This is a genomic window from Synechococcus sp. PCC 6716, from assembly GCF_022570815.1.
Taxonomy (GTDB): domain Bacteria; phylum Cyanobacteriota; class Cyanobacteriia; order Thermosynechococcales; family Thermosynechococcaceae; genus Thermosynechococcus; species Thermosynechococcus lividus.
Genome location: NZ_JAKLTU010000021.1, coordinates 1 through 21,628, shown reverse-complemented (window position 1 = coordinate 21,628; position 21,628 = coordinate 1). Strand labels below are relative to the sequence as shown.

The 21,628-nt window shown below is 52.9% G+C and carries 20 protein-coding genes, 1 tRNA gene and 2 pseudogenes; 9 read left to right on the top strand and 14 right to left on the bottom strand.

Going from position 1 to position 21,628, the window contains the following annotated elements:
• The first annotated feature begins 338 nt into the window (after window positions 1-338).
• On the top strand, window positions 339-1,064 hold the full coding sequence (locus L5220_RS09545) for a hypothetical protein (protein WP_499573240.1): 726 nt from the start codon (window positions 339-341) through the stop codon (window positions 1,062-1,064).
• An 11-nt stretch (window positions 1,065-1,075) separates the two neighbouring features.
• Here the strand turns inward: L5220_RS09545 and L5220_RS09540 are convergent, their stop codons facing one another.
• Window positions 1,076-1,348, bottom strand: a complete 273-nt coding sequence (locus L5220_RS09540; RefSeq protein ID WP_499573238.1) for an ACT domain-containing protein — start codon at window positions 1,346-1,348, stop codon at window positions 1,076-1,078.
• A gap of 225 nt (window positions 1,349-1,573) precedes the next feature.
• Here L5220_RS09540 and L5220_RS09535 point away from each other — a divergent pair, with 225 nt between their 5' ends.
• Window positions 1,574-2,314, top strand: a complete 741-nt coding sequence (locus tag L5220_RS09535; protein WP_499573236.1) for a hypothetical protein — start codon at window positions 1,574-1,576, stop codon at window positions 2,312-2,314.
• On the opposite strand, the gene L5220_RS09530 is transcribed toward L5220_RS09535, so the two are convergent.
• Genes L5220_RS09530 through L5220_RS09520 form a run of 3 tightly spaced genes read right to left on the bottom strand, consistent with a single transcriptional unit; the run spans window position 2,311 to window position 4,503 of the window.
• Window positions 2,311-3,597, bottom strand: a complete 1,287-nt coding sequence (locus L5220_RS09530) for a homoserine dehydrogenase (RefSeq protein ID WP_448514313.1) — start codon at window positions 3,595-3,597, stop codon at window positions 2,311-2,313. The genes L5220_RS09535 and L5220_RS09530 overlap by 4 nt on opposite strands.
• 21 nt (window positions 3,598-3,618) lie before the next feature.
• On the bottom strand, window positions 3,619-3,768 hold the full coding sequence (locus tag L5220_RS09525; RefSeq protein ID WP_499573234.1) for a hypothetical protein: 150 nt from the start codon (window positions 3,766-3,768) through the stop codon (window positions 3,619-3,621).
• A 36-nt stretch (window positions 3,769-3,804) separates the two neighbouring features.
• Window positions 3,805-4,503, bottom strand: coding sequence for a response regulator transcription factor (locus tag L5220_RS09520; RefSeq protein WP_499500109.1), 699 nt, complete (start codon window positions 4,501-4,503; stop codon window positions 3,805-3,807).
• Between the two features lie 258 nt (window positions 4,504-4,761).
• Here L5220_RS09520 and L5220_RS09515 point away from each other — a divergent pair, with 258 nt between their 5' ends.
• The 3 genes from L5220_RS09515 to L5220_RS09505 all read left to right on the top strand — a co-directional run bounded on the left by L5220_RS09515 (window position 4,762) and on the right by L5220_RS09505 (window position 8,682).
• Window positions 4,762-4,929 (top strand): hypothetical protein, encoded by a 168-nt coding sequence (locus L5220_RS09515; RefSeq protein ID WP_499573232.1) that lies wholly within the window; start codon window positions 4,762-4,764, stop codon window positions 4,927-4,929.
• Between the two features lie 304 nt (window positions 4,930-5,233).
• Window positions 5,234-6,487, top strand: coding sequence for an HlyD family secretion protein (locus L5220_RS09510; RefSeq protein WP_499573230.1), 1,254 nt, complete (start codon window positions 5,234-5,236; stop codon window positions 6,485-6,487).
• A gap of 2 nt (window positions 6,488-6,489) precedes the next feature.
• Window positions 6,490-8,682: a glycosyltransferase family 2 protein gene (locus L5220_RS09505; protein ID WP_499573228.1), complete on the top strand. Its 2,193-nt coding sequence runs from the start codon at window positions 6,490-6,492 to the stop codon at window positions 8,680-8,682.
• On the opposite strand, the gene L5220_RS09500 is transcribed toward L5220_RS09505, so the two are convergent.
• The 6 genes from L5220_RS09500 to L5220_RS09475 form a co-directional block, all read right to left on the bottom strand.
• Complete coding sequence (locus tag L5220_RS09500) at window positions 8,679-9,914, bottom strand: hypothetical protein (RefSeq protein WP_499573226.1); 1,236 nt, start codon at window positions 9,912-9,914, stop codon at window positions 8,679-8,681. The genes L5220_RS09505 and L5220_RS09500 overlap by 4 nt on opposite strands.
• 436 nt (window positions 9,915-10,350) lie before the next feature.
• Entirely contained in the window at window positions 10,351-10,935 is a 585-nt protein-coding gene (gene rdgB, locus L5220_RS09495) for an RdgB/HAM1 family non-canonical purine NTP pyrophosphatase (protein ID WP_499573273.1), read from the bottom strand.
• 12 nt (window positions 10,936-10,947) lie between these two features.
• On the bottom strand, window positions 10,948-11,598 hold the full coding sequence (locus tag L5220_RS09490) for a retropepsin-like aspartic protease family protein (protein ID WP_499573224.1): 651 nt from the start codon (window positions 11,596-11,598) through the stop codon (window positions 10,948-10,950).
• Window positions 11,599-11,918: 320 nt separating this feature from the next.
• Window positions 11,919-13,385, bottom strand: coding sequence for a TldD/PmbA family protein (locus L5220_RS09485; protein WP_499573222.1), 1,467 nt, complete (start codon window positions 13,383-13,385; stop codon window positions 11,919-11,921).
• A gap of 60 nt (window positions 13,386-13,445) precedes the next feature.
• A complete protein-coding gene (gene rplY / locus L5220_RS09480) occupies window positions 13,446-13,751 on the bottom strand; it encodes a 50S ribosomal protein L25 (RefSeq protein WP_099799164.1) in 306 nt (101 codons plus the stop codon).
• A 21-nt stretch (window positions 13,752-13,772) separates the two neighbouring features.
• Window positions 13,773-15,116, bottom strand: a complete 1,344-nt coding sequence (locus L5220_RS09475; protein ID WP_448533138.1) for an adenylosuccinate synthase — start codon at window positions 15,114-15,116, stop codon at window positions 13,773-13,775.
• Window positions 15,117-15,257: 141 nt separating this feature from the next.
• On the opposite strand from L5220_RS09475, the gene L5220_RS09470 reads away from it, so the two are divergent.
• A tRNA-Thr gene (locus L5220_RS09470) sits at window positions 15,258-15,329 on the top strand.
• A gap of 94 nt (window positions 15,330-15,423) precedes the next feature.
• Here L5220_RS09470 and L5220_RS09465 read toward each other — a convergent pair.
• Together L5220_RS09465 and L5220_RS09460 are read right to left on the bottom strand one after the other, a co-directional pair.
• Entirely contained in the window at window positions 15,424-15,900 is a 477-nt protein-coding gene (locus L5220_RS09465) for a Dps family protein (RefSeq protein WP_099799908.1), read from the bottom strand.
• A gap of 119 nt (window positions 15,901-16,019) precedes the next feature.
• A pseudogene (locus L5220_RS09460) lies at window positions 16,020-16,740 on the bottom strand (pirin family protein).
• Window positions 16,741-17,504: 764 nt separating this feature from the next.
• Here L5220_RS09460 and L5220_RS09455 point away from each other — a divergent pair.
• From L5220_RS09455 to L5220_RS09445, 3 genes are read left to right on the top strand one after another with little or no spacing between them, the layout of a single operon-like run.
• Window positions 17,505-18,476 (top strand): HD domain-containing protein, encoded by a 972-nt coding sequence (locus L5220_RS09455; protein WP_499573220.1) that lies wholly within the window; start codon window positions 17,505-17,507, stop codon window positions 18,474-18,476.
• Between the two features lie 5 nt (window positions 18,477-18,481).
• On the top strand, window positions 18,482-19,672 hold the full coding sequence (locus tag L5220_RS09450; protein WP_499573218.1) for an ABC transporter ATP-binding protein: 1,191 nt from the start codon (window positions 18,482-18,484) through the stop codon (window positions 19,670-19,672).
• 2 nt (window positions 19,673-19,674) lie between these two features.
• Window positions 19,675-20,352, top strand: coding sequence for a hypothetical protein (locus tag L5220_RS09445; RefSeq protein WP_499573216.1), 678 nt, complete (start codon window positions 19,675-19,677; stop codon window positions 20,350-20,352).
• A gap of 210 nt (window positions 20,353-20,562) precedes the next feature.
• On the opposite strand, the gene L5220_RS09440 is transcribed toward L5220_RS09445, so the two are convergent.
• Entirely contained in the window at window positions 20,563-21,354 is a 792-nt protein-coding gene (locus L5220_RS09440; RefSeq protein ID WP_448514299.1) for a proteasome-type protease, read from the bottom strand.
• Window positions 21,355-21,434: 80 nt separating this feature from the next.
• A pseudogene (locus L5220_RS09435) lies at window positions 21,435-21,628 on the bottom strand (hypothetical protein); the annotation flags it as partial.

The following is a 21,628-nucleotide window of genomic DNA, read 5'->3' as shown; positions in this document are numbered from 1 at the left end:
GTTAAGGGATCATCACAAAGGAGTAGTTTGTAGCAATCGACACTTGACGACTGTCATAGGCAGTATCTATAACGGGTATATAGTATTGGTCAGGGCAGATAGGCTACTAATAATATATATTTAACCGTCCGTTAATATTTTAATTTGTTTACTTGCTTTGCGGCTTTAGACAGTTGGGTTTCAGTTCCATCACAAGGTAACGCCTAAAGATCTCTTAATTATTTATTACATAATCAAAAGGTTATTCATTCATACTTGATTGAATTTTGATGTTTATTTTTATGTTCTGAGAAGTTGCGTAAGGACTGCTTTGGTGTTTCTATGAGGCTGAGGGTCTTATGAATGTGTCCCCAACCGTTCGCTACTATGTCCGCCGTTTGTTAGCCGCACATCCAGCGGTACAATCTCGTTTGCAGGAGCAGCCCCCAACCACGATGGAGTCACTAGAAGACCACCTAGAGAGTTACGTAAATTTAGACTATTTAACCTATCCACAATTAAATGAATTAGAGTTTCTCATTGAGCTACATCAAAAAATTAAGGCTAACGAGCCGCATCACACTCAATACTTAAAAAATATTGAACGTAAAATTTTTAATTTAGTAGGGGTTGACTTATCTGCCTCATCTGTCTCACCCGATGCAGTGGCAGAGCTGGCTTCATTTTTCAGCGATCGCGAGGAAACTGAGAGTCCAGCCGCCACGCTGTCAGCGCCTACCAATGCAGTAACGTTGCGGCAGTATGGCCAGTACTTTCAGCTAGTGACTAGCATCACGGCGCGCTACCTAGGCAAGATGATCGTTAACAACTATTGGCTGTTGACTCGGCCGCGGCAGGGGTGGCTCAGCCAGCTTCGGGTGGACACGTTCTGGGATGTTAACAATTTCCTTCAAAATTTGCCGATTGCCCGCACAGAGATGCCCCTCAGCGAAGCAGAGGTGGAGACTCTCGATCAATGGATTCATGGCTTTATTCGCTATGCCTGCCGGGTGCTGCCCACCTTGCCACGGCTGCTACTTGCGGCGGGGATGCCCTCTCACTTGCTCTACGATCTTGTAAGATAGCCCAGCTCGAACTAGCCGCCGAGAACCCGCACAATGGAGGGAACGGCCTCAATGTCGGGCATACTACTAATTTCGGCCATGGCCTGCCGGAATTCTCCCTCGCAAACATGGTGGGTGACAATGACAATTTCTGCAAGTTCATGGTGCACGCCAATTTGCACAAGAGATTCAAGACTGACGTTATGCGCCCCAAAACAGGTACCTAATTTGCCGAGAACGCCCGGGTGATCCTGAGCATGGACGCGGCCATAAAAGCGGCTGTTGTAGGATCGGCCCGCAACCACGATGGAGTCAACAGAAAACCACCTAGAGCGTTATATAACCTTAGACTATTTAACCTATTTAAAATTTAAAGAAATTAGAGCTTCCTATTGACTTACATCAMAAAATTAAAGTTAACGAGCCACATCACACTCAATACTTAAAAAAACATTAATGTAAAATATCTTCATATGCGCCGAGAAGTTGCGTAAGGACTGCTTTGGTGTTTCTATGAGGCTGAGGGTCTTATGAATGTGTCCCCAACCGTTCGCTACTATGTGCGCCGTTTGTTAGCCGCACATCCAGCGGTACAATCTCGTTTGCAGGATCAGACCGCAACTACGATGGAGTTACTAGAAGACCGTCTAGAGAGTTACATAAATTTAGACCATTTAACCTATCCACAATTAAATGAATTAGAGTTTCTCATTAATCTACATCAAAAAATTAAGGATAACGAGCCGCATCACACTCAGCACTTAAAAAATATTGAACGTAAAATTTTTAATTTAGTAGGGGTTGACTTATCTACCTCATCTGTCTCACCCGATGCAGTGGCCGATTTGGCTTCATTTTTCAGCGATCGCGAGGAAGCTGAGAGTCCAGCCGCCACGGTGTCAGCGCCTACCAATGCAGTAACGTTGCGGCAGTATGGCCAGTACTTTCAGCTAGTGACTAGCATCACGGCGCGCTACCTAGGCAAGATGATCGTTAACAACTATTGGCTGTTGACTCGGCCGCGGCAGGGGTGGCTTAGCCAGCTTCATGTGGACATATTCTGGGATGTTAACAATCTGCTTCGGGTTCTGCCGATTGCCCGCACAGAAATGCCCCTCAGCGAAGCAGAGGTGGAGACTCTCGATCAATGGATTCATGGCTTTATTCGCCATGCCTGCCGGGTGCTGCCCACCTTGCCACGGCTGCTACTTGCGGCGGGGATGCCCTCTCACTTGCTCTACGATCTCGTAGGACAACCCAGCTCGAACTAGCCGCCGAGAACCCGCACAATGGAGGGAACGGCCTCAATGTCGGGCATACTACTAATTTCGGCCATTGCCTGCCGGAATTCTCCCTCGCAAACATGGTGGGTGACAATGACAATTTCTGCGAGTTCATGGTGCACGCCAATTTGCACAAGAGATTCAAGACTAACGTTATGCGCCCCAAAACAGGTACCTAGTTTGCCGAGAACGCCCGGGTGATCCTGAGCATGGACGCGGGCATAGAAGCGGCTGTTGACCTTGGCAATGGGTAAGAGCGGCACCGTGTGCTCGTGCTGACAGGTAAGGAGAGGATGGCTGGCGCGACCTTGGGGCAGCAGGGCAGCGATATTGATGAGATCCGCGACGACGGCACTGGCCGTTGCTCCGGCACCGGCACCTGGACCGGAGAACATCACTTGGCCTAAGGGGGTGGCCTCAAGGAGGATGGCATTAAAAACGCCATTCACTCCCGCTAGGGGATGGTCTAGGGGAACAAGGGTAGGGTGTACCCGCACTTCAAGAGACTGGTCGCTGGCTTGGTGGGCGATCGCCAGTAGTTTAATCCGAAAGCCTAATTTGTCAGCGTAGGCAATATCCGCTGCTGTAATCTGGCGAATGCCCTCACAATAGACCTGATCCCGCGGAATTCGCCCGCCAAAGGCTAGGCTAGCCAAAATCGCAATTTTATCAGCCGCATCCAAACCATCAATATCGGCGCTGGGATCGGCTTCTGCATAGCCCAGACGCTGCGCATCCGCCAAAATGGGTGCAAAGTCTCCCTGCTCCTGTTGCATGCGGGTCAGGATATAGTTAGTGGTGCCATTGAGAATCCCTGTGATGGTGTGAATGCGGTTTGCCCCAAGGCTTTGTTTGAGGGCTTGAATGACCGGAATGCCGCCAGCCACGGCTGCTTCAAGCATCACATAGACCCCTTGGGCATTGGCGGCATCAAAAATTTCAGCCCCATGGCGAGCAATGACGGCTTTGTTGGCGGTGACAATATGTTTACCGTTGGCAATGGCTTTGAGGATCAAGGAGCGGGCAGGTTCAATGCCGCCCAAGACCTCCACCACAATATCAATATCAGGATCGGTGACGATGGCCTCTAAGTCGGTGGTCAGGTACTGGGGATCGAAGGCCACTGCGCGGGGTTTGGCTAGATCTCGCACCCCCACTCGGGCGATCGCCAATTCGCGGAGCAAGGGGTGCCGTCCAGCGGGATCCCTGAGAATTTGGGCAACGCCCCCCCCCACTGTTCCCAACCCTAGTAAACCCACTTGGTACGTCACGGCATTTATCCTATGGTGTCGTCAGTCTCCAATACCCCATTCTAGGGTGCCACTAGCGGCTTTGGGGTAAAGACGTTGTAGCTTCGACTGTGGTGGCGATCGCCCCCAACTGCGATTCCCTAGCGGTTTGACGTTGAAATGAACCCTATGCCAAAGACGCTTGAGGCTCATCGACCGACTGGATAGCCTTGACAAGCTGAGGGTGGTTTACTGGGCACTGGCAAGAGGCCGGAGGCAGTAGCCTTGACCGTAAATTGTTTGGATCAGGGAAGGCTCACCGGGGTGCTCAATTTTACGCCGGAGCAGGCGAATTTGTGCTGCCAACAGATTGCGATTCACCACCCGTTGCCCCGGCCACAACTGCTTGGCAATAAACTCATGGGTCAGCAGCTCGGTTGGGTGTTGTAGGAACAGTGCCAGCAAGGTCATCTCTTTTTCAGAGAGGCTAACGCACTGTTGGCCACGGTAGGCAAGGCGATTGTCGAGATCAAGCCGTAAATCCTGCCAACATAGCACTGTACTCGGAGTGCTTTGTCGCCGCCGTAGTAGTGCCCGCACTCGTGCCAGCAGCTCCCGCAATTCAAAAGGTTTGACCAAGTAGTCATCCGCACCAGCATCGAGACCACAAACCCGATCATCGAGGGTGTCACGAGCCGTCAGAAAAAGGACGGGCGTGTCATCCCCTGCTTGGCGCAACAGGGTACAGAGTTCCAGCCCCGTTGGCGGGGGCACCATCCAATCTAAAATCAGCAGGCTGTAGGGGCGTTGAGTTTGCCAATAGGTGTGGGCAGTTGTACCATCATGGGCCAAGTCAACCCAATACCCTTCTTGGTGTAGCACTCGCCCTAACGGTTCCGCTAATTCGGTTTCGTCTTCTAAGAGTAGGATGCGCTCCACGGGCACCACAGGGTTGTGTTAGTTTGCTATTGTAGCTTGCTACCGTTAAAAGACATTGCGACATTACTGAATGGAGCCATGAATTAAAGGGGAACAGATACTTTTTGAAACTTCAAATAATACAGCCGATTCCTTAATAAGTGGGTACACTCTATTTTCATGGTGTTTTAGGAAGAGAGTGTTTTCATGGCTGCCTTAGCTCTCGATTGACGGACGCACCTTGTGACGTCTGCTGAGATAGGGATATGCATCGGCATCATGCGAGACATGGCTCGGCGTCTGAAGGGAACACGAGCCGATGACTTTGACGGGGTGTACCGAAGCAAGCGTGTCAATATCATTAGAGCCATGAGCCTCAAAACGGTCATCTCGGTCACGCCCGTAGCTCAGTCATGCAATGGTGAACAGTTCCAAGAATTTCTACGGGATGAATGAATTCCCAAGCTTTGGTCTGGCGCCGTGTTAGTTATGGATCATCTGAGGACACACAGAGTGTCTGGCATGGGTACAATAGACTCGTGTGTACAATAGACTATAGAAAAATTAAATCTCTGGAGAGTTTCCCTGATGTGTCTCCGCTGTGGGTCGCACGGTGGCAGCACGCCAAGGCCTCTGTACGGGCAAGTGTGTGAAGCGTAAAGCCCGCTTTCTATTTCTATTGAGTTGTGTTAACTCAATGGAGATGACAGTCGGGAGTTCTTCATACACAGCTCTCTAAGTGTGGTTTCCCTGATGTTGTATGGAAGTGCTGTCCTCCCCTGCCTCCGCTCCAGTTAAAGCGCCCGAGCTTAACCAGCGCCGCCGTGTTTTTCGCATTTTACGTATTGGGCTGGGAGTGACTCTCATTGGTTTAGCCATTTATTTACTGTGGTGGCGGCAGCGCCATGTGGTCAGTCGTGTCGGGTATCTTAACGGTACGGTGATCACCCTTTACGCTACCATTCCGGGAACCGCAACCTTAAATTTCCTGCGTCCGGGCGACTCCCTTACCGCTGGCACCAAAATTGGCATCATCCGCAACGATCGCAACCCACAGTTAGAAACCGATCGCCAAAATTTAGAAACCCGTTTACAGGTTGCCCGCAGTCAGCGCCAAGCCCTCGAGCGCAAACGCAAGAGTCGTCAAGCTCTGATTCAGGCAATGGATCGCTACCAACAAAGCCAGCAGACACTAGAAGTCCGCTATGGCCAAGAGGCGGTGCGGCGCAGTCTCGGCGAACTACGGCAAGCCCAAGAAGCCCTTGCCTTTGCCCGCATTGAGGCAGATCGCTACAGCAGTTTAGCCCAATCGGGGGCTGTGGCACGACAACTGGCGGATGATGCTGTCTCCCGCGCCCAACAGGCTGCCAAAATTGTTGAGAGCAAACAAGCAGAACTCCAGCGCCAACAAATTGCCCTGAAAGCGGCACGCCAAGGACTGCAACTAGATGCCTCTCGCACCTTTAGTTTTCCGCAAATTCGCCTTATTGATTTGCAGTTAGAGGTGGTCGATCTGGAGGTCGAGATTCTAGAGCGCGAGACCACCATTGCCCAACTGCAGCGCGAAATTGCCAACATTAACCGGCAGTTGCAACTCCAACGAACCGCGGCCATTACCGTGCCCACCACCAGTGTGGTTTGGTCGGTAATTCATAAAACCGGTACCCTAGGAATTCCGCTAGCAGCAGGCGATCCCATTGTGAAACTGCTAGACTGTCAGGACGTGTGGGCAACCGCCTTAGTCGCAGAGCGGAATAATGCACGACTGCGAGTCGGTCAGGCCGCCACAGTGCGCCTACTGGATGGTAGCGATCGCCGCATTAAAGGATATGTACGTGCCATTCGTGGTGGCCCTGGCAAAGTGGAGGTGGGGGAAAATATTGCTGTGCCCCCTCCCGATCTAGTGCGCAACGAGCTAGCGGTAGATGTTCAACTGGACACCTTGCCCCCAGAGCTAAGCGCCCAGAACTTCTGTGGCGTTGGCCAGAGTGTAGAAGTTGTCTTTGGCTCCTAAGGATGCGCAGGTCATCTTTATCCGTAGAGGATGGGTTACTTGGGCTTGGTGCGGCATCCCTGTTGGGGGTGCTGCTCCTGCAACTCGACTGGCGTAACCTCTGGCCGAACGTCGTTGGTCTCTGGCATAGTGGCCAAGTAACGTTTCGCGTCGATGGCACCACCCCCGAAGCACTGCTCATGCCAGCATTGGTTTGGCTTGCGGTTACCTTTTTACTCAAAGAGCTATCGCCCAAGCCCACATTCTGGTCACGGCTGATCATCAGTGTCGGCCTTGGCGTGCTGGGGATTCGCTACGAGTTGTGGCGGTTATTTGCCACCTTAAATCTGGATGATCTGCTCAATGGCAGCATCTCTGTGGCGCTGTTCCTAGCGGAACTGCTCACAGTTACCAATACGGTGGCTTTTTTCTTTCACTGCATTTTTTCTATTGATCGCAGCCCCGAAGCGGATCGTCTTAGCCAAGCGGTGCTGCGGGGGGAGTATGTACCGTGGGTTGATGTGATTTTACCCACCTACAATGAGGGGGTGGATATTCTGCGGCGCTCCGTCATTGCTTGCCAAGCCATGGACTATCCCCACAAACGCATTTATTTACTGGATGATACCCGACGGCCAGCGGTGCGCGCCCTTGCAGCAGAATTAGGCTGTGGGTATCGCGATCGCCCCGATAACCGCCACGCCAAGGCGGGTAACATTAACCATGCGCTTCCCAGCCTCAGCGGTGAGTTAATTGCGGTGTTTGATGCCGATTTTATGCCCACCCGTAACTTCCTCACCCGTACCGTGGGCTTTTTCCAAGATGCCAAAACAGCCTTGGTGCAAACCCCGCAACACTTCTTCAATGAAGACCCAGTGGCGGTGAACCTAGGGCTAGAGGGCATCCTCAGTAATGAGCAAAACCTCTTCTTTCGTTTCATTCAACCCAGTCGGGATTATTTTGACTCGGTGGTCTGCTGTGGTACCTGTTTTGTCATTCGTCGCTCGGCGCTCGATGAGATTGGCGGCATTCCCACCGACAGCATCACCGAGGACTACATGACCAGCATCAAGCTGCAAGCTCTCGGCTACCGGGTAAAGTACCTCAATGAAGCCCTATCAGCAGGGATGTCTCCTGAGACCATTAGTGCCTATATCAACCAACGACTGCGCTGGGGACAAGGGACGTTGCAAATGCTGTTCTTGGGCGGGAACTTTCTTACAGCTCCCAATCTGGGGATTTTGCAACGGCTCTCCCACGCGTTGAGCCTTATCTACTGGCTTCTCTCTATCCCACGGGTGTTGTTTTTGGTGGTGCCCCTCGCCTTTCTAATCTTTGGCTTAGCGCCTCTGCGAGCCACCATCAATGAAATTCTCTATTTCTATGTTCCCTACTATCTTGGCAATATCATGGCCTTTTCGTGGTTAACGGAGGGGCGCAGATCTGCCTTTTGGTCTGATGTCTATGAGACGATTATCTGCTTCCCCATGGCCTTAACAGTGGTGCGGACGCTCATCCGCCCTAGCGGTAAAACCTTTAAGGTCACGCCGAAGGGGGTTGTGGATCCCCATCGTATTCACATCAATTGGCCATTGATTTCCCCCCTCTTGATTGTTGCTGTTCTTACAATTTTGGGGCTCATCTATCGCAGTTCCAGCTTACAGGATACGATTGTGAATCCCGACAGCTTGGCGGTGAATATGGTTTGGTCGGCGTATAACCTGTCGCTGCTACTGATCTGTATGCTGGTGGCCATTGATGTGCCCCAACGGCGCTTTATCCGCTTCTTGCGCCGTGAACCCTGTGAGTTATACCTCGGGGGCGATCGCTATTTTGGTCATACCGTTGATCTATCGGAAGGAGGCGCACGGCTGGTGTTGGAACGGTGCAAACCTTCCCGTAAGGTAAAGGCTGTCGCTACCGACGGCGGCCAATTTCGGTTTTGTCCCCCCAGTGAGCTAGGGGATTTGTGGCTGGCGGCGGAATTGCGCTGGTACGACTGCAAACAATTAATGGCACTGCGACAGGGGCGCGATCGCGCCGTGGTGGTGGGCATTTGCTTTGTGGAACTCTCCTTGGCAGAGCAACGCCGCTTGATACCGTACCTTTACTGCCAGCCTGGCCAATGGGATGAAATCAGGGTACCGGAGATTAAAACCGCATGGGCGATGCTGCAAGCCGTGCTGCGCTTACACCCCCTTGCCGAAAGTCGCTAATGGTTGAGAATACTGAGTAAGTTTTGAATCGCCATACTGGTTGCCCGAATCGCTGCATGGATATGGGGGCTTTTCGGTTCCACCTGCAATAGGTAAGCTAAGCTCGATTGCAGGTACGTGAGTGCCATTTGGATATTCGGATCAATGTGCTGATAGGCTTGCGGCGGGTAGTTTGCGGCATAGCTGGGATGGGGGTAACCCACTGATGGTTCATAGCTCTGCTGCGGATACCCTTGGGAATACTCGTAGCTGGGATGAGGGTAACCCACTGATGGTTCATAGCTCTGCTGCGGATACCCTTGAGAATACTCGTAGCTGGGATGGGGGTAACCCACTGATGGTTCATAGCTCTGCTGCGGATACCCTTGGGAATACTCGTAGCTGGGGTGGGGATAGCCCACTGATGGTTCATAGCTCTGCTGCGGATACCCTTGGGGTGCCACCGGTGGGGAACTGGTGGTTGCGGCAACTGTTGGTACTGGTGGGGGAGCAATAATGGAGTGGTCGTCAGTATCGGCTGCCGCCGGGGGTATTGGTTCCAGAACTGCATTCTCCTCAACTGTAGGGGTAGCTGGAGCAGCGATCTCTGTTGTTTCAAGAATACGAGTGGGGGCGCTGTCCACTTCAGGGAGTCGCTCGCCAATCTTATAGGTAGTGATTTGGCTTGGGGTCTCTTCGCTCTCGCTTTTTTCTTTTTTTAACCAAACTACAAAGTCCGAGGCGCTGTAGGTGGCTTCACCGCCAAGGGTACGAACCGATATAAAGCCATTGGCGGCATTCACACTCTGGATGGGATACCATGTGCCGCGATACAGAATCATGGCATCCGTCCCCAAAGAACTCCCCCCACCACTGAGGGCACTGCGCCGTTTTCCCCTAGCCCAGCGATCTTTCCAGAGCACACCCCCTTCTGTATATTGCACTAGGTAGCCTTCAGGAATGGTACGGGGTTCGTAACGCAAAAAGCCCGCGGACTTCGAAATACCCACTTGAAAGATGTTGTGCCCTACCATGACTTCTTCGAGTAGCAATCGAAAAGGGGATGAGTCTCGTACTTCAATGGCTAAATTAGGGGCATCAGTTTTAACCCGTGCCACCATGCCGTCTTTGTAGGAGATAAGTTGTACTTCGTCAAAGGTTAGCTCAACCCGCAAGTGCCGATTCGAGAGCATTCGCGAATTCTTCTGGAGTAGATCTGTTACAAATTGTTCAATAAGTTCGCGATCGCCCATGATCTTGCACTGAGTAACGGCGGAGGCACTGCCAAAGCAGAGGGCACAGCGGGAATATCTATGTACCTAAATTATACTTGCCATCGATTTCTTCCTTCCGGTGGAATTAGCGATTCAAGTTTGGCGTAAGAGCGAAGGTTCCGCATAGAATGACTAGCCAGAACTTACAGCCTTTTTCCTTTACAGAGTGTCTAGAGATAACTCTCCAAGCTCTGCCACTGCTCTCCCTCAAGACCGTTGATTAGGCTGCACCCTGACAACAGGATAATGCTAAATGATGTCAACTAGGTCTTTGCTAAGACACAAAGGTGAACTATCCTCTGAATGCCTGCTTGTGTCAGTCTGCAAAGACCTTGAAGCAGGCTATATCTCTATTAAGAGAGCACACTAATCTCTTTACAATAGCGACTTGAAGGAAGAGAGTATAACCGTAAATTTACGGAGTTTGCTGGAGCTGCTGGGCAAAATAAGTCCGCAACTGCTGCAAGGCTTGGCCGCGATGACTAATTTGTTGCTTTTCGGCGGTGGAGAGTTGGGCAAAGGTGCGCTGTTGACTCGGCACCCAAAAAATAGGATCGTAGCCAAAGCCACCGCTACCTTGGGGGGTGCAAAGGATCTCGCCGTGGCAGCGCCCTTCTGTGGTTACAGCAATCGTGCCATCGGGGCGAGCAAGGGCAATGACGCAGATGAACTCAGCGCGGCGATCGCTGACCCCATCCAGTTCGTTGAGGAGGCGGTCAATCCGTTCGTGATCCGTTGCCCCATAACGAGCAGAGTAGATGCCGGGGGCACCCTGAAGGGCGTGTACCGCTAACCCTGAGTCGTCGGCGATCGCCCATTGTCCTAGGCGCTGAGCGGCGGTAGTCGCCTTGAGGCAGGCATTGCCATGGAATGAGTCGGCGGTTTCAGGAATCTCGATACCGGCAGGKAGGGGCAGGACTGTCTCAATCCATTCCTTAAGAACTACCTGAAATTCATGAATTTTGCCTTTGTTGTGGCTAGCTAGAACCACTGTATCCAGCACTGGCACCTCCTAACGTCGCTGAAAGTAAATATGGTCTTGCCGTAAGCTGACATCATAATTCTGCAGAAAATCTTGCCCTAGTAAGCCTAGGGGCATCTCAGCCCCAGCGATCGCCACAGGAACACGATTGCGGTGCAGCCCAGCCACACTAATCGATTGAACATAGACAATGGGCAACACCACCGTGCCGTTGGCCGTATGAAATGTCAAGTTATCGATGACTTGGGCAGGGGTGATCCCCAACGCACGCGCCATGGGTCGCGTAATCACTGTCATGCTGGCACCTGAGTCCACCATCATCTMAAAGCGCAACCGCCGGTTAAATGTGACTTGAATCACTGGAATGCCATTCTGTCGCCGCACGATGGGGGCAATGCCACTGGGGCTAGTCATCACCGCTGTGTGTCCCACAGTGGCGGATCGCGGTAGGTGTTGCAGACGCACCAATTCTTGGCGATAGCTCCGTAGGGCACTGGCCTGCTGTGGGTTGGCTTGGATCACTTGATCAAGAATTGCGATCGCGCTGCCCCAGTCTTGGTTGGCGATCGCTCGGTAAAAATGGTCTGGTAACGGTAGAGCCTGAGCGCTGGTGGCCAGTAGCAAGCCAAGGACGCTGCCCGATAGTCCTAGCCGATAAATCTGTCGTTGCCAGCAAATCATGGCTGAGTCTCACTCTCATTCTCACTATAGTCGATGCAGAGGAGCACGTCCAAAGAGAGGCGAGCATCGGAAGAACCTCATCATTCTCGTCGAAGGGCAAAAAAAAGACCAGTAAGCTACTGGTCATTCAGTCCAATGATTTTTGTCTCAGAAAGAAAGTGAAAACAGCTAAGCACGTGGTGAGGGTTGTCGAGCCTACTGAGGAGCCGCTATCACTTCCTCTCTGATCTCATCATAATGTAATCAGAGTCACAAAAATTCACATATAAAATCTTTAGGTATTTTTACTCAGACTGATAACCCTGAGTAATCAATCTAGCTTAACGCCCCCCCACGGTAATCGCATCCACTTTGATATGGGGTTGCCCAACAGTGACATAGATACTGCCACTCACAGAGCCACAAAATCCCGGTGCTAGGGCTAAATCATTAGCGGACATCGAAATTCGCTGCAGGATCTCGTTGGCCTCACCAATGAGGGTTGCCCCTTTGAGCGGCTGTTTGATGGTACCATTTTCAATCCAGTAGGCTTCATCAACGGCAAAGTTGAACTGGCCGGTGGCACCAACGCTGCCGCCCCCCATTCGTTTACAGTAAATACCGCGATCCACAGAGGCAATTAGATCCGCAACACTAGCCTCCCCTGGAGCAATGTAGGTGTTGCGCATCCGTGAGGCCGCTGCGTAGGCATAGCTTTGACGGCGACCGCTGCCAGTGCGGGGGTGCCCCGTGCGCATGGAACCAGCGCGATCACTCAGGAAATTTTTGAGGATGCCGTTTTCAATGAGGAGGGTGCGCTGGGCGGGCATCCCTTCATCGTCCATGGCGATACTGCCAAACGCTCCTAGGGAGATACCCTCATCCCATGCTGTTAGGTTTTCGTGGGCAATGCGCTGGCCTTTTTGCTGTGCAAATGGGGTGGTGCCCCGCTCAATTTGAGTGGTTTCTAGCAGGTGACCACAGGCTTCATGAAAAATGACCCCCCCAAACTGATTGGCCATGATGACGGGATAGGTGCCGGATTCGACATAATTAGCGTAGAGCATGTTACCTGCGGCTTCGGCCACGTTCTCGGCCAAGGTGCTGTAGTCCCACTGGCGCAGGAAGTTGGGGTTACCTGTATCGCCGCTGCGATCGCCAATGGACGCGCGGTGATCCCCATCGGCACAGAGCACCGAGGCAACGGCTGACTGCGTGAGGCGAATATCACGGGCAAAGGTACCATCACTGGCGGCTACCATCACTTCCTGCCAATCCCGGAAATAGCTTAAGCGGCGAGATTGCAGATGGGTCGTGGTCTGCCGTAGGCGATCGCTACCGGCCAGCAGCACCTCGGCCACTTCGGCCATCGGACTACAGCCACTGCGCCACCCTTCTTTTTCCCCTTGGCTGTAGTCCCGCAATAACTCGAGGTGAATTTCTGGCACGTAGGCATGGGCACTGGGGAGCAGCAGCCCCATTAACCCCAAGGCTTTTTCGAGGGCGACCCGTAACCCCTGAAAGCTCAGATCATTGGTGCTTACGTAACAGTCACTGGTGCCGCGAAACACGCGAATACCTGCTCCTAAACTCACTCGGGGAGACACACTGGTAAGGCGATCATCTTCAACCAATACCCCTAAATAATGGTTCCGCTCCAGAAAAAATTCGACAAGATCGGCTCCTGCCGCCCGTCCAAGGCCGAGGAGGGTCGAAAGGAGAGCCTCCCACGAGGCATCGAAGCGATCGCCGTCCGGGGTATAGTTGAGTTGGGCAAGTTCCGCAGAACGAAGAAGGGTGGCTGGCATTGTTAACAATTACTTAACATACCCTCCACTATAGCAAATTCCGCAAAGTCTCTTGGAGCGCTAGTTTGCTGCCTTCGCAAAAAATGACAGATGGTAGAGGGTATCGCGAGCTGGATGCGCTTGAACCTCTTGCAACACAACTGTGCCTTGCCATTGCAGATCGGGAATAGACAGGGCGATCGCGGTTTTTTGAACTCGGGCATCCCGCACTAGAAATTCCGCGGCGCGAGTATCCACCACCAAGGACACCGACTCACTCCCATTGTGGCCGTAGAGCACTGCCGGGGTTTTACCCGATCGCCGCAGAGCATTAGGCTTGCTATGTTCAGGCCGCAGATGGCATTCAATTGCTAAGGAACGGGGCATACGTACACTCCGGAGGGTTATTTACGAGAGAACAGAGTTGACTTGGGTGCCATCATCTTTGAGGAGCGCCCGCTTCGGACCGTGAATCGGATCCTCAACAATGATGGTTTGGCTGCGCTCTGCCCCCAACGAGACAATAGCGATGGGCACAGACATAATCTCAGCCAAAAACTTAAGATAGTTCAGTGCCGCCTTGGGTAAATCCTCCAAGGACCGGCAGTGACTCGTGGACTGCTGCCACCCGGGCAACGTCTCATAAATCGGTTGGCAGCGGGCAAACTTTGCGGCATTACTGGGAAAGTGTTCGCAGCGCTCGCCATCAATATCGTAGGCCACACACACTTTAATTTCTGGCAGCTCGTCTAATACATCGAGTTTGGTAATGGCCAAGCAGTCGAGGCCGTTAATCCGAACCGCATAGCGGCCAATGACCGCATCAAACCATCCACAACGCCGCGGCCGCCCAGTGGTGGTGCCAAATTCTGCACCGCGCTTGCCCAAGCATTCTCCCACCTCATCCACTAGCTCGGTTGGAAACGGCCCTTCCCCCACACGAGTTGTATAGGCCTTTGCCACCCCAATCACCCGATCCACCATGGTGGGGCCAATGCCTGCGCCGACACAGGCACCCCCAGCAACGGGGTTGGAGGAGGTGACGTAGGGATACGTTCCATGATCCAAGTCAAGCAGCGTCCCTTGGGCACCTTCAAACAGGATGTTGCGCTTACGGCGAATGGCATCATCGATGTACAAAGAGCCATCGATAATGTGGGACCGCAACCGCTGACCGTAATCGAGATACTCCTCAATGATGGGTTGCGGCTCTAGTGGCTCAAGGCCGTAGAGCTTTTCAAGGATGAGGTTCTTTTGGGCGATCGCCCACTCTAACTTGGTAGCTAACTGGTCGGCATCCAGCAGATCGAGCATTCGCAAGCCAGTACGTTCCGACTTGTCGGCATAGGTGGGGCCAATGCCACGCCCTGTGGTGCCAATGCGCCGGGAGCCGCGCCGCTCCTCGGCGGCAATATCCAGTTGGCGATGGTAGGGCATCGTAACGTGTGCTGTTTCCGCAATGAGCAAATTTGCTGTGGCTACGCCTAGGCGTTCGAGTTGCTCAATCTCTTCGAGCAAGACCTTCGGATCCACAACCGTTCCAGCACCAATAATGCACTGGGTATCGGGGTAGAGAATTCCCGAGGGAATGAGGTGTAGTTTCAGGGTCTGGTCATTGACAACAATGGTATGACCTGCGTTTACCCCCCCCTGATAGCGCACCACCACATCGGCAGACTTACTCAGGAGATCGGTAATTTTACCCTTACCTTCGTCGCCCCACTGGGCACCAACAACGACAACGTTTGCCAAGTGATTTTCTTAACTCGTTAATTAACACAATCATCCATTGTATCCCTTGGGGCAAGATGAAACAAGGGAGCGATCGCCAGATTTTCGGACTGATCTGGTTGACACGGGGCGATCGTGTTAGGATGATCTATGCTTTTGCAAGCCGATGTAGCTCAGTGGTAGAGCACTCGATTCGTAATCGAGCGGTCGTGAGTTCGAATCTCATCATCGGCTTATTATTTGGCGCCCCAAAACTCTTGAGACCCAGCCGCCACGAGTTAACTGGCACCCGCAGGAGGCCTGAGGGCGGCTCCTGCCGATGCACGTCTTAGCTCACTAAACCGTCACCCTTGGCGAGTAGCTCCTTGAGAAACCAACGGTGTTTTTGGTGGGTTTGCACCAAGCGGGTATAGAGATCCGCAGTGCCAATATCCCCGGCTTCTGTGGCCACATCCGCATCTTGGTGCATTTCGGTGATGATCAACTCATGGTTGGCGATCGCCTCTTCAATCATGGCCTTGACCGTCAATTGGCCACTAGAAGGGGTCACAGTTGCCGTCCCCAAGTAGTCTGCTGGGTCGGCCACGGGTTGACCGTCTAGGATTAAGCTGCGCTCTGCCAGTTCATCGATGCTGGCAAATACGGCTGCGCCTTGCTCCTCAAACAGCAGGTGCAACTCACGGAACAGTGGGCCATAGGTAAGCCAGTGATACTTTTTGTAGTTTAAGTACAGGACGAGGGCATTGGCTTGTTGGCGTTTGAGGGTCATTAAGACCTGCTCTTTCAACGTCGTTGTAGTGGTCATTTCAGCCTCCATTATGGTGGGTGGGTTGTAAGATTCTTGAAACATACTCAGTATGAGTACAGGTTGGCAGTGTGAGTAGTCTTGAACTCAGGGGTGGCGTTGCTCTATCTTGCCCCATTCTACAGTGACCCCTCAGGGCTTGCAGGCACGTCAAACAGGAGAAGCTCCGCGCTGCTGATCCCTTCAGCCAAGAGTTGGGGTTCTTGGTCAATGGCGAGGCCATCACCGGTATTGAGGGTCAGGCCATGGATCTGCACACTGCCGCTGGCAACCTGTAGCCACCCCCGGCGATCGCCCCCAAAGTGGTAGGGGACTGATTGGTTAGGCTCTAACACAGTGGCGAAAAAGGTTCACATCCTGATGAATCTTTAAGGCGCGATCGCCCCCCTGCCCAGAGGCAATCAGTTGCCATTGCCCAAGCTTACCGCTGGCCTCAAAGTGCCGTTCTTCGTAGCTAGGGGGCAGTCCCACTGTGTTAGGGAGAATCCAAATTTGCAGGAGGTGACTCGGTTCAGTAGTTGAGGGGTTAAATTCACTGTGGAGAATCCCCGTGCCAGCACTCATGCGTTGCACATCTCCCCGTCGGATGACCGAACCATTCCCTAAACTATCTTTGTGTTCAAGGGCACCCGCCAGCATATAGGTGATAATTTCCATGTCGCGGTGGGGATGCATACCAAACCCTTGGCCGGGGGCAATGCAATCATCATTGATGACACGCAGCACACTAAAGCCCATGTGGTCGGGGTCATAGTAGTGCCCAAAGGAAAAGCTATGGTAACTTTCTAGCCAATCAAACTGAGTCGTGCCCCGGGTTGCTGCAGGTCGAACGTTGAGCATGGTCATCTCCTAAAGGATTACTGACGGTCTAGATTGACCCCTCAACCAATGAACTCCGGTTTGGTGGATCGGAGTCAGCATGACTTTCTAGACTTTCTATATAAATCATACTCATAACGACTACACTTTTCAAGGATAGTCACACCCTGTTCAGGGACTCAGAACAGCCCTAGGAGGGTTAGCTAATCTACGGAGAAGCCCCGCCCTCTGTCCGCAGGACGTCGGGATGAGAGACTCTAGTTTTCAATTCTGATACCCCGCTGCTTGGGGCGGGGTAGTTCATTGCTGGGGAGGCTACTGAAGCTAAGCTTAAGACACATGGCTGTAAACCTCAGGGAGATAACCATGAGTGAGCCGATAACAGCTAGTGAAGCCAAGCAAATCATGGGCGTACTGCAATCCATGGGTGACGCTAGTGGGTGGTAGCGTGATTAAGGTCTTGTGGTTTGACCGTGCTTAAAAAAATATCCGAACTGGGTGTGAATGGAAGCATCGGCCATAGGGAATTCATCAAGCTTTTTAGGGGGATTTGGAGCTTGTCGCTTAGCTGTCTTAGGCTGGCGGTTTGACGGTAAAATAAACTTACTCCCTTTTTACAACAGCGAGTTACTTGAGCAAAAAAGATCAGCGATTGATTGCGTGATAGGCGTAACAACCTAATTCCATATTGGAGTAAACCCCTGAGGCATCCTCTTCTAGGCGAAGCGAGGAAGAGTGCAATTAACCAGCTATATTCTTCGGAGCGTTTGGGTAACCTATTGCATATGACTCCCCCGGCTGCCGTACGGTTGCTCCCCAGCGACCAAGAGCTATTTAATGCCCTCCTTGGTTATGGTGCTCTCACAACCAAGGCTGAGAAGCAGGATGCGCTGCTTGCCCTGCTAAGCCGCGATCGCGCCCAAGTGATTGTCAAGAGTATTGCCCAAGCGGCCTTTCCCCAAACGGCGTTTAACGTTGCCCTATGGATGCTCAGCCATGATATTGTCACGCTAGATTGGCTCTACGACATTACCTACCGCATTTCTACCCAGGGCAGTCAAGAAACGATTGATCTGCGTTTGCTCTATAGTAGCCTGAAGCGATTAACTGTGCTTGATGAAGCAGTCGTACTGGGTCAGACCGAGGCTGCCCTGAGGGCGATTCGGCTGGATGATCTGGATTTGGACGGCTTTATCACTGCCCTTGAGCCGGCGATCGCCCTGAGTTTGCTCTCGTGGTTTGTCACCTTCAAAAAAGTAACAACGGTGGACTTGGAATACATCAGCCAGATTGTCCAAAAGGTGAAACCAGCGGCCACCACCGCCACTGCTGAAACAACGGAAGTGCATTCACAACCATTAAGGCCAGAACCGCAGATCATTGAATACACCCTAGAGGATCAGCTCCTTGATCTCAATTTAGAGCTTGGGGGCACAGAAACAGAAATTCTGCCGCGGGCGCTCGATCGCTTCTTGTTTAAGCGCACTCGCGATCGCCAAACCGGTGAGGAGCAGGTTGTTTACCGGCCAAAGACTACTGTGGTGCGGCTCGCCTGCGCGGGGGAGGAACGCCGCGATGTGCCAGTGCCGGTTCGCAGTGCTAAGACGTGGCCAGCGGGGGTTTATGTCATTTACCGGGACGAGGACTCTGTGCAACTCATGCGCTTGCCAGAAAATGACGTCTATGAGATTCTACCCTTTGGCCCTGACCCCTACCTACGGGCGGAAACGATTGCCCGCATGGTCAAAGAAGGATAGCGATCGTGAGTGGTGTACGGCTTGAACAACTAACAAAAATGTATCGCGATCCGCAGCGGGGCGGTGAGGTCACCGTTCTTGACAGCATTGATCTCACGATCGCCGCGGGGGAGTTCTTAGTATTGGTGGGGCCGTCTGGCTGTGGCAAAAGTACGTTACTGCGCTTAATCGCTGGCTTAGATCAGCCGACGCAGGGAACCATCTGGGTGGGCGATCGCATCGTCAATGGCCTACCTCCCAAAGCCCGCGACATTGCCATGGTCTTTCAAAGCTATGCCCTGTACCCCCACCTGACGGTCTATGACAATTTAGCGTTTGGCCTGCGTCGCAGCCCCCAAATCAATGTCGGCAGTCTCCTGCCTGCCCCGCTTGAGGCCACCCTCACCCGCTGGACCCGCCCACTGCCCAAGGGATTGCAATGTTCCTTTGCCCGGGAGCGTGCGATCCATCAGCGGGTCGTCACCATTGCCCAGATGTTGCAAATTGACCATTTGCTGTGGCGCTACCCCAAACAACTCTCCGGCGGTCAGAAACAGCGGGTGGCGCTGGGGCGAGCCATGGCTCGCAATCCACAGGTTTTTTTAATGGATGAACCCCTCTCCAATCTGGATGCGAAGCTGCGCACCGAAACCCGTGGTCAAATTGTTCAACTCCAGCAGCAGCTAGGGGTCACCACTCTCTATGTCACCCATGATCAAACCGAGGCCATGACCATGGGCGATCGCATCGTCGTGCTCAATCAAGGCAAAATTCAGCAAATTGCTGCTCCCCTTGAACTGTATCAACACCCCGCCAATCGCTTTGTTGCTGAGTTTATTGGCTCTCCTCCCATGAACTTTTTAGCGGTGAGTGTGACAGCGACTGGCATCCAAGCCAACGGATGGCAATATCCCCTCACCCAAGAACAGCAGGCTCTCTTCGGTGCCTGCCGCGAAAGGCAAGTGTGGCTCGGCATCCGCCCTGAACATTTACGCTTAGGAACCGCTACTGAATCAGCCATTGCAGTTGAGGTTGCTTTCGTCGAATCCCTCGGCCACGAAACAGGGCTGACGGTTCACCTCGAGCACAGTGCAACCCCATGGCGGGTGCGGCTCAGTGGCCACCATGCCATTGGCCGCGGCGATCGCCTGTACCTGCACCCCGACCCAGCCCACCTGCATTTCTTTGATGATCACAGCGGTCAGCGACTCATGTAACTATGCACCCTGCGAGCAAACTCCAGTCCCGTCTTGCCAGCCTTGGCATTACCTGCAAAAGTCATCTGCGCCGCTATGGCTTTACCCGTGCCCAAAGCCATGCCATCTGGGTTGGGGATCTGCAACGGCTGCGCCTTGAGACCCTTGAGCAACTTGCCCGAATCTTGTCACTGTCTCCTTTAGCCTTTTGGCAGTGGCTCTACGATGCCCCGGCGATCGAGGCTGACCTCCAGTACCGTGCCCTGCACACCCTAGAGCCGTTTTTGCGCTTTTGGCCCACGGCAGCTCATGCGGCCACCCAAAACCCGGCTGCCCCTGCCCAGCGCATCTTGCCCCTTGTCAAACCCATCTTTCAGCTACTAGACCAGTGGGGTGTGACGCCTATTGGCGAGGTGGGAGCCATTGTCCCCTTTGACCCCCAGCAGCACCAGAGTGATTCAGGTCAGCTGCAAGAAGGCACCCCCGTTCGCATCACCCATCAGGGCTATTGGTGGGGCGATCGCCTCCTGTTTCGCGCTCAGGTGACACCAGCAGATACTCTTGGACGATTTGCCCCCCCAGCACATGCTCCTGAATCACCCGCTCAATCACCTCAGGGGTTGCGGAGTGGTACCACACCCCATCGGGATAGACCACCAGAATCGGCCCCTGCTGACACACCCGCAAGCAATTCGCCTTAGTACGGAAAATACATCCCTCGGGCTGGGGTTGATCTAGCCCCAAGGCTTTGAGGCGTTGCTTCAGATAGTCCCACGCAGCCAGTCCTACCTCCTTAGAGCAGCAAAGCGGCTTTGTTTGATCCGCACACAGGAAAAGATGCCGCCGAATATGCCCCAGCCCCAATGCTGCAATTTGTTGTGCCAACCCTGTATCCATGGGTACGCGCGCTCCTAATCCGTCGCGATGGCATCCGGGACAGGTAACACCATCGACGACGAGGGAGACGAATGAGAGCGATTCCACTCGATGTCTGGCATCTCTTCAAAGGCACGCCGCAAAGACGCCTCCCAAAACTTGCGCACCTTCACCAAAAAGGGATCCCCCAACACAAATTCTGCGCGGTGACCAATTTCAAAGCTATTGGTACGGTACATAATCAAATCGAGGGGCGGCCCCACGGAAATATTCGATTTCATGGTTGAGTCTAAGGACAGCAAGGCATACTTTGCCGCAGCATCCACTGGTGTGTCAAACCGCAGTGTCCGGTCTAGAATTGGTTTGCCATACTTGGTTTCGCCAATTTGGAGGAACGGGGTTTCTGGGGTGGCTTGCAGGAAATTGCCTTGGCTGTAAATGAGGTATAAAAAGGGTTCTTCACCGCGAATTTGCCCCCCTACCAAAAATGTACACTGGTGGTCGATATTATCCTTGCTTAACCATGGCCGATGGGTATCGCTCACCTCCCGCAGCTTGCTGCCCACATAGCGCACCACTTCGTACATATTGGGTAGGGTATTCAGGCTATGCTCTAACTGCCCCTTCAGATCGCGGCGGATCAGCGTCAATACTTCTTGAGTAATCGAGAGATTGCCCGCTGTACAAATGACAATCACCCGCTCACCGGGCACCGAAAAGTCAAAGAGTTTTTGATAGGTGGAAATATAATCCACTCCCGCATTGGTGCGAGAGTCTGCCGCCATCACTAACCCCGATGTGGTGAGAATTCCCAAGCAGTACGTCATCTAAAGGGCGCTCCGCAAATGAGCCAGCACTTATAGAGGATGTGACACTCCCCGCCGTGGAACGGCGAGGCTTCTCTAAGTTAGGCTAGAGCAAAACCAATCTGCCCTAACTTGACCTTAGAAGGGGCTGCCACAGCCCCTCTACACACTCCACTCAAATCGATATTGAGCTTTGTGCTTACCTTTCTCATGATGTTGCAGGCTCCATTACAGTCTGCATTGATGAGCCATCCTTGAGCAGTTCGGTACAGACCTCTAAGAATTCGTTTTCCTA

Bases quoted from the DNA above. Each gene is read 5' to 3' on its own strand.
- L5220_RS09545 (WP_499573240.1), top strand. From the start codon at position 339: ATGAATGTGTCCCCAACCGTTCGCTACTATGTCCGCCGTTTGTTAGCC.
- L5220_RS09535 (WP_499573236.1), top strand. From the start codon at position 1,574: ATGAATGTGTCCCCAACCGTTCGCTACTATGTGCGCCGTTTGTTAGCC.
- L5220_RS09525 (WP_499573234.1), bottom strand. From the start codon at position 3,768: ATGAGCCTCAAGCGTCTTTGGCATAGGGTTCATTTCAACGTCAAACCG.
- L5220_RS09515 (WP_499573232.1), top strand. From the start codon at position 4,762: ATGGCTCGGCGTCTGAAGGGAACACGAGCCGATGACTTTGACGGGGTG.
- L5220_RS09510 (WP_499573230.1), top strand. From the start codon at position 5,234: ATGGAAGTGCTGTCCTCCCCTGCCTCCGCTCCAGTTAAAGCGCCCGAG.
- L5220_RS09505 (WP_499573228.1), top strand. From the start codon at position 6,490: ATGCGCAGGTCATCTTTATCCGTAGAGGATGGGTTACTTGGGCTTGGT.
- L5220_RS09500 (WP_499573226.1), bottom strand. From the start codon at position 9,914: ATGGGCGATCGCGAACTTATTGAACAATTTGTAACAGATCTACTCCAG.
- L5220_RS09485 (WP_499573222.1), bottom strand. From the start codon at position 13,385: ATGCCAGCCACCCTTCTTCGTTCTGCGGAACTTGCCCAACTCAACTAT.
- rplY (WP_099799164.1), bottom strand. From the start codon at position 13,751: ATGCCCCGTTCCTTAGCAATTGAATGCCATCTGCGGCCTGAACATAGC.
- L5220_RS09465 (WP_099799908.1), bottom strand. From the start codon at position 15,900: ATGACCACTACAACGACGTTGAAAGAGCAGGTCTTAATGACCCTCAAA.
- L5220_RS09455 (WP_499573220.1), top strand. From the start codon at position 17,505: ATGACTCCCCCGGCTGCCGTACGGTTGCTCCCCAGCGACCAAGAGCTA.
- L5220_RS09445 (WP_499573216.1), top strand. From the start codon at position 19,675: ATGCACCCTGCGAGCAAACTCCAGTCCCGTCTTGCCAGCCTTGGCATT.
- L5220_RS09440 (WP_448514299.1), bottom strand. From the start codon at position 21,354: ATGACGTACTGCTTGGGAATTCTCACCACATCGGGGTTAGTGATGGCG.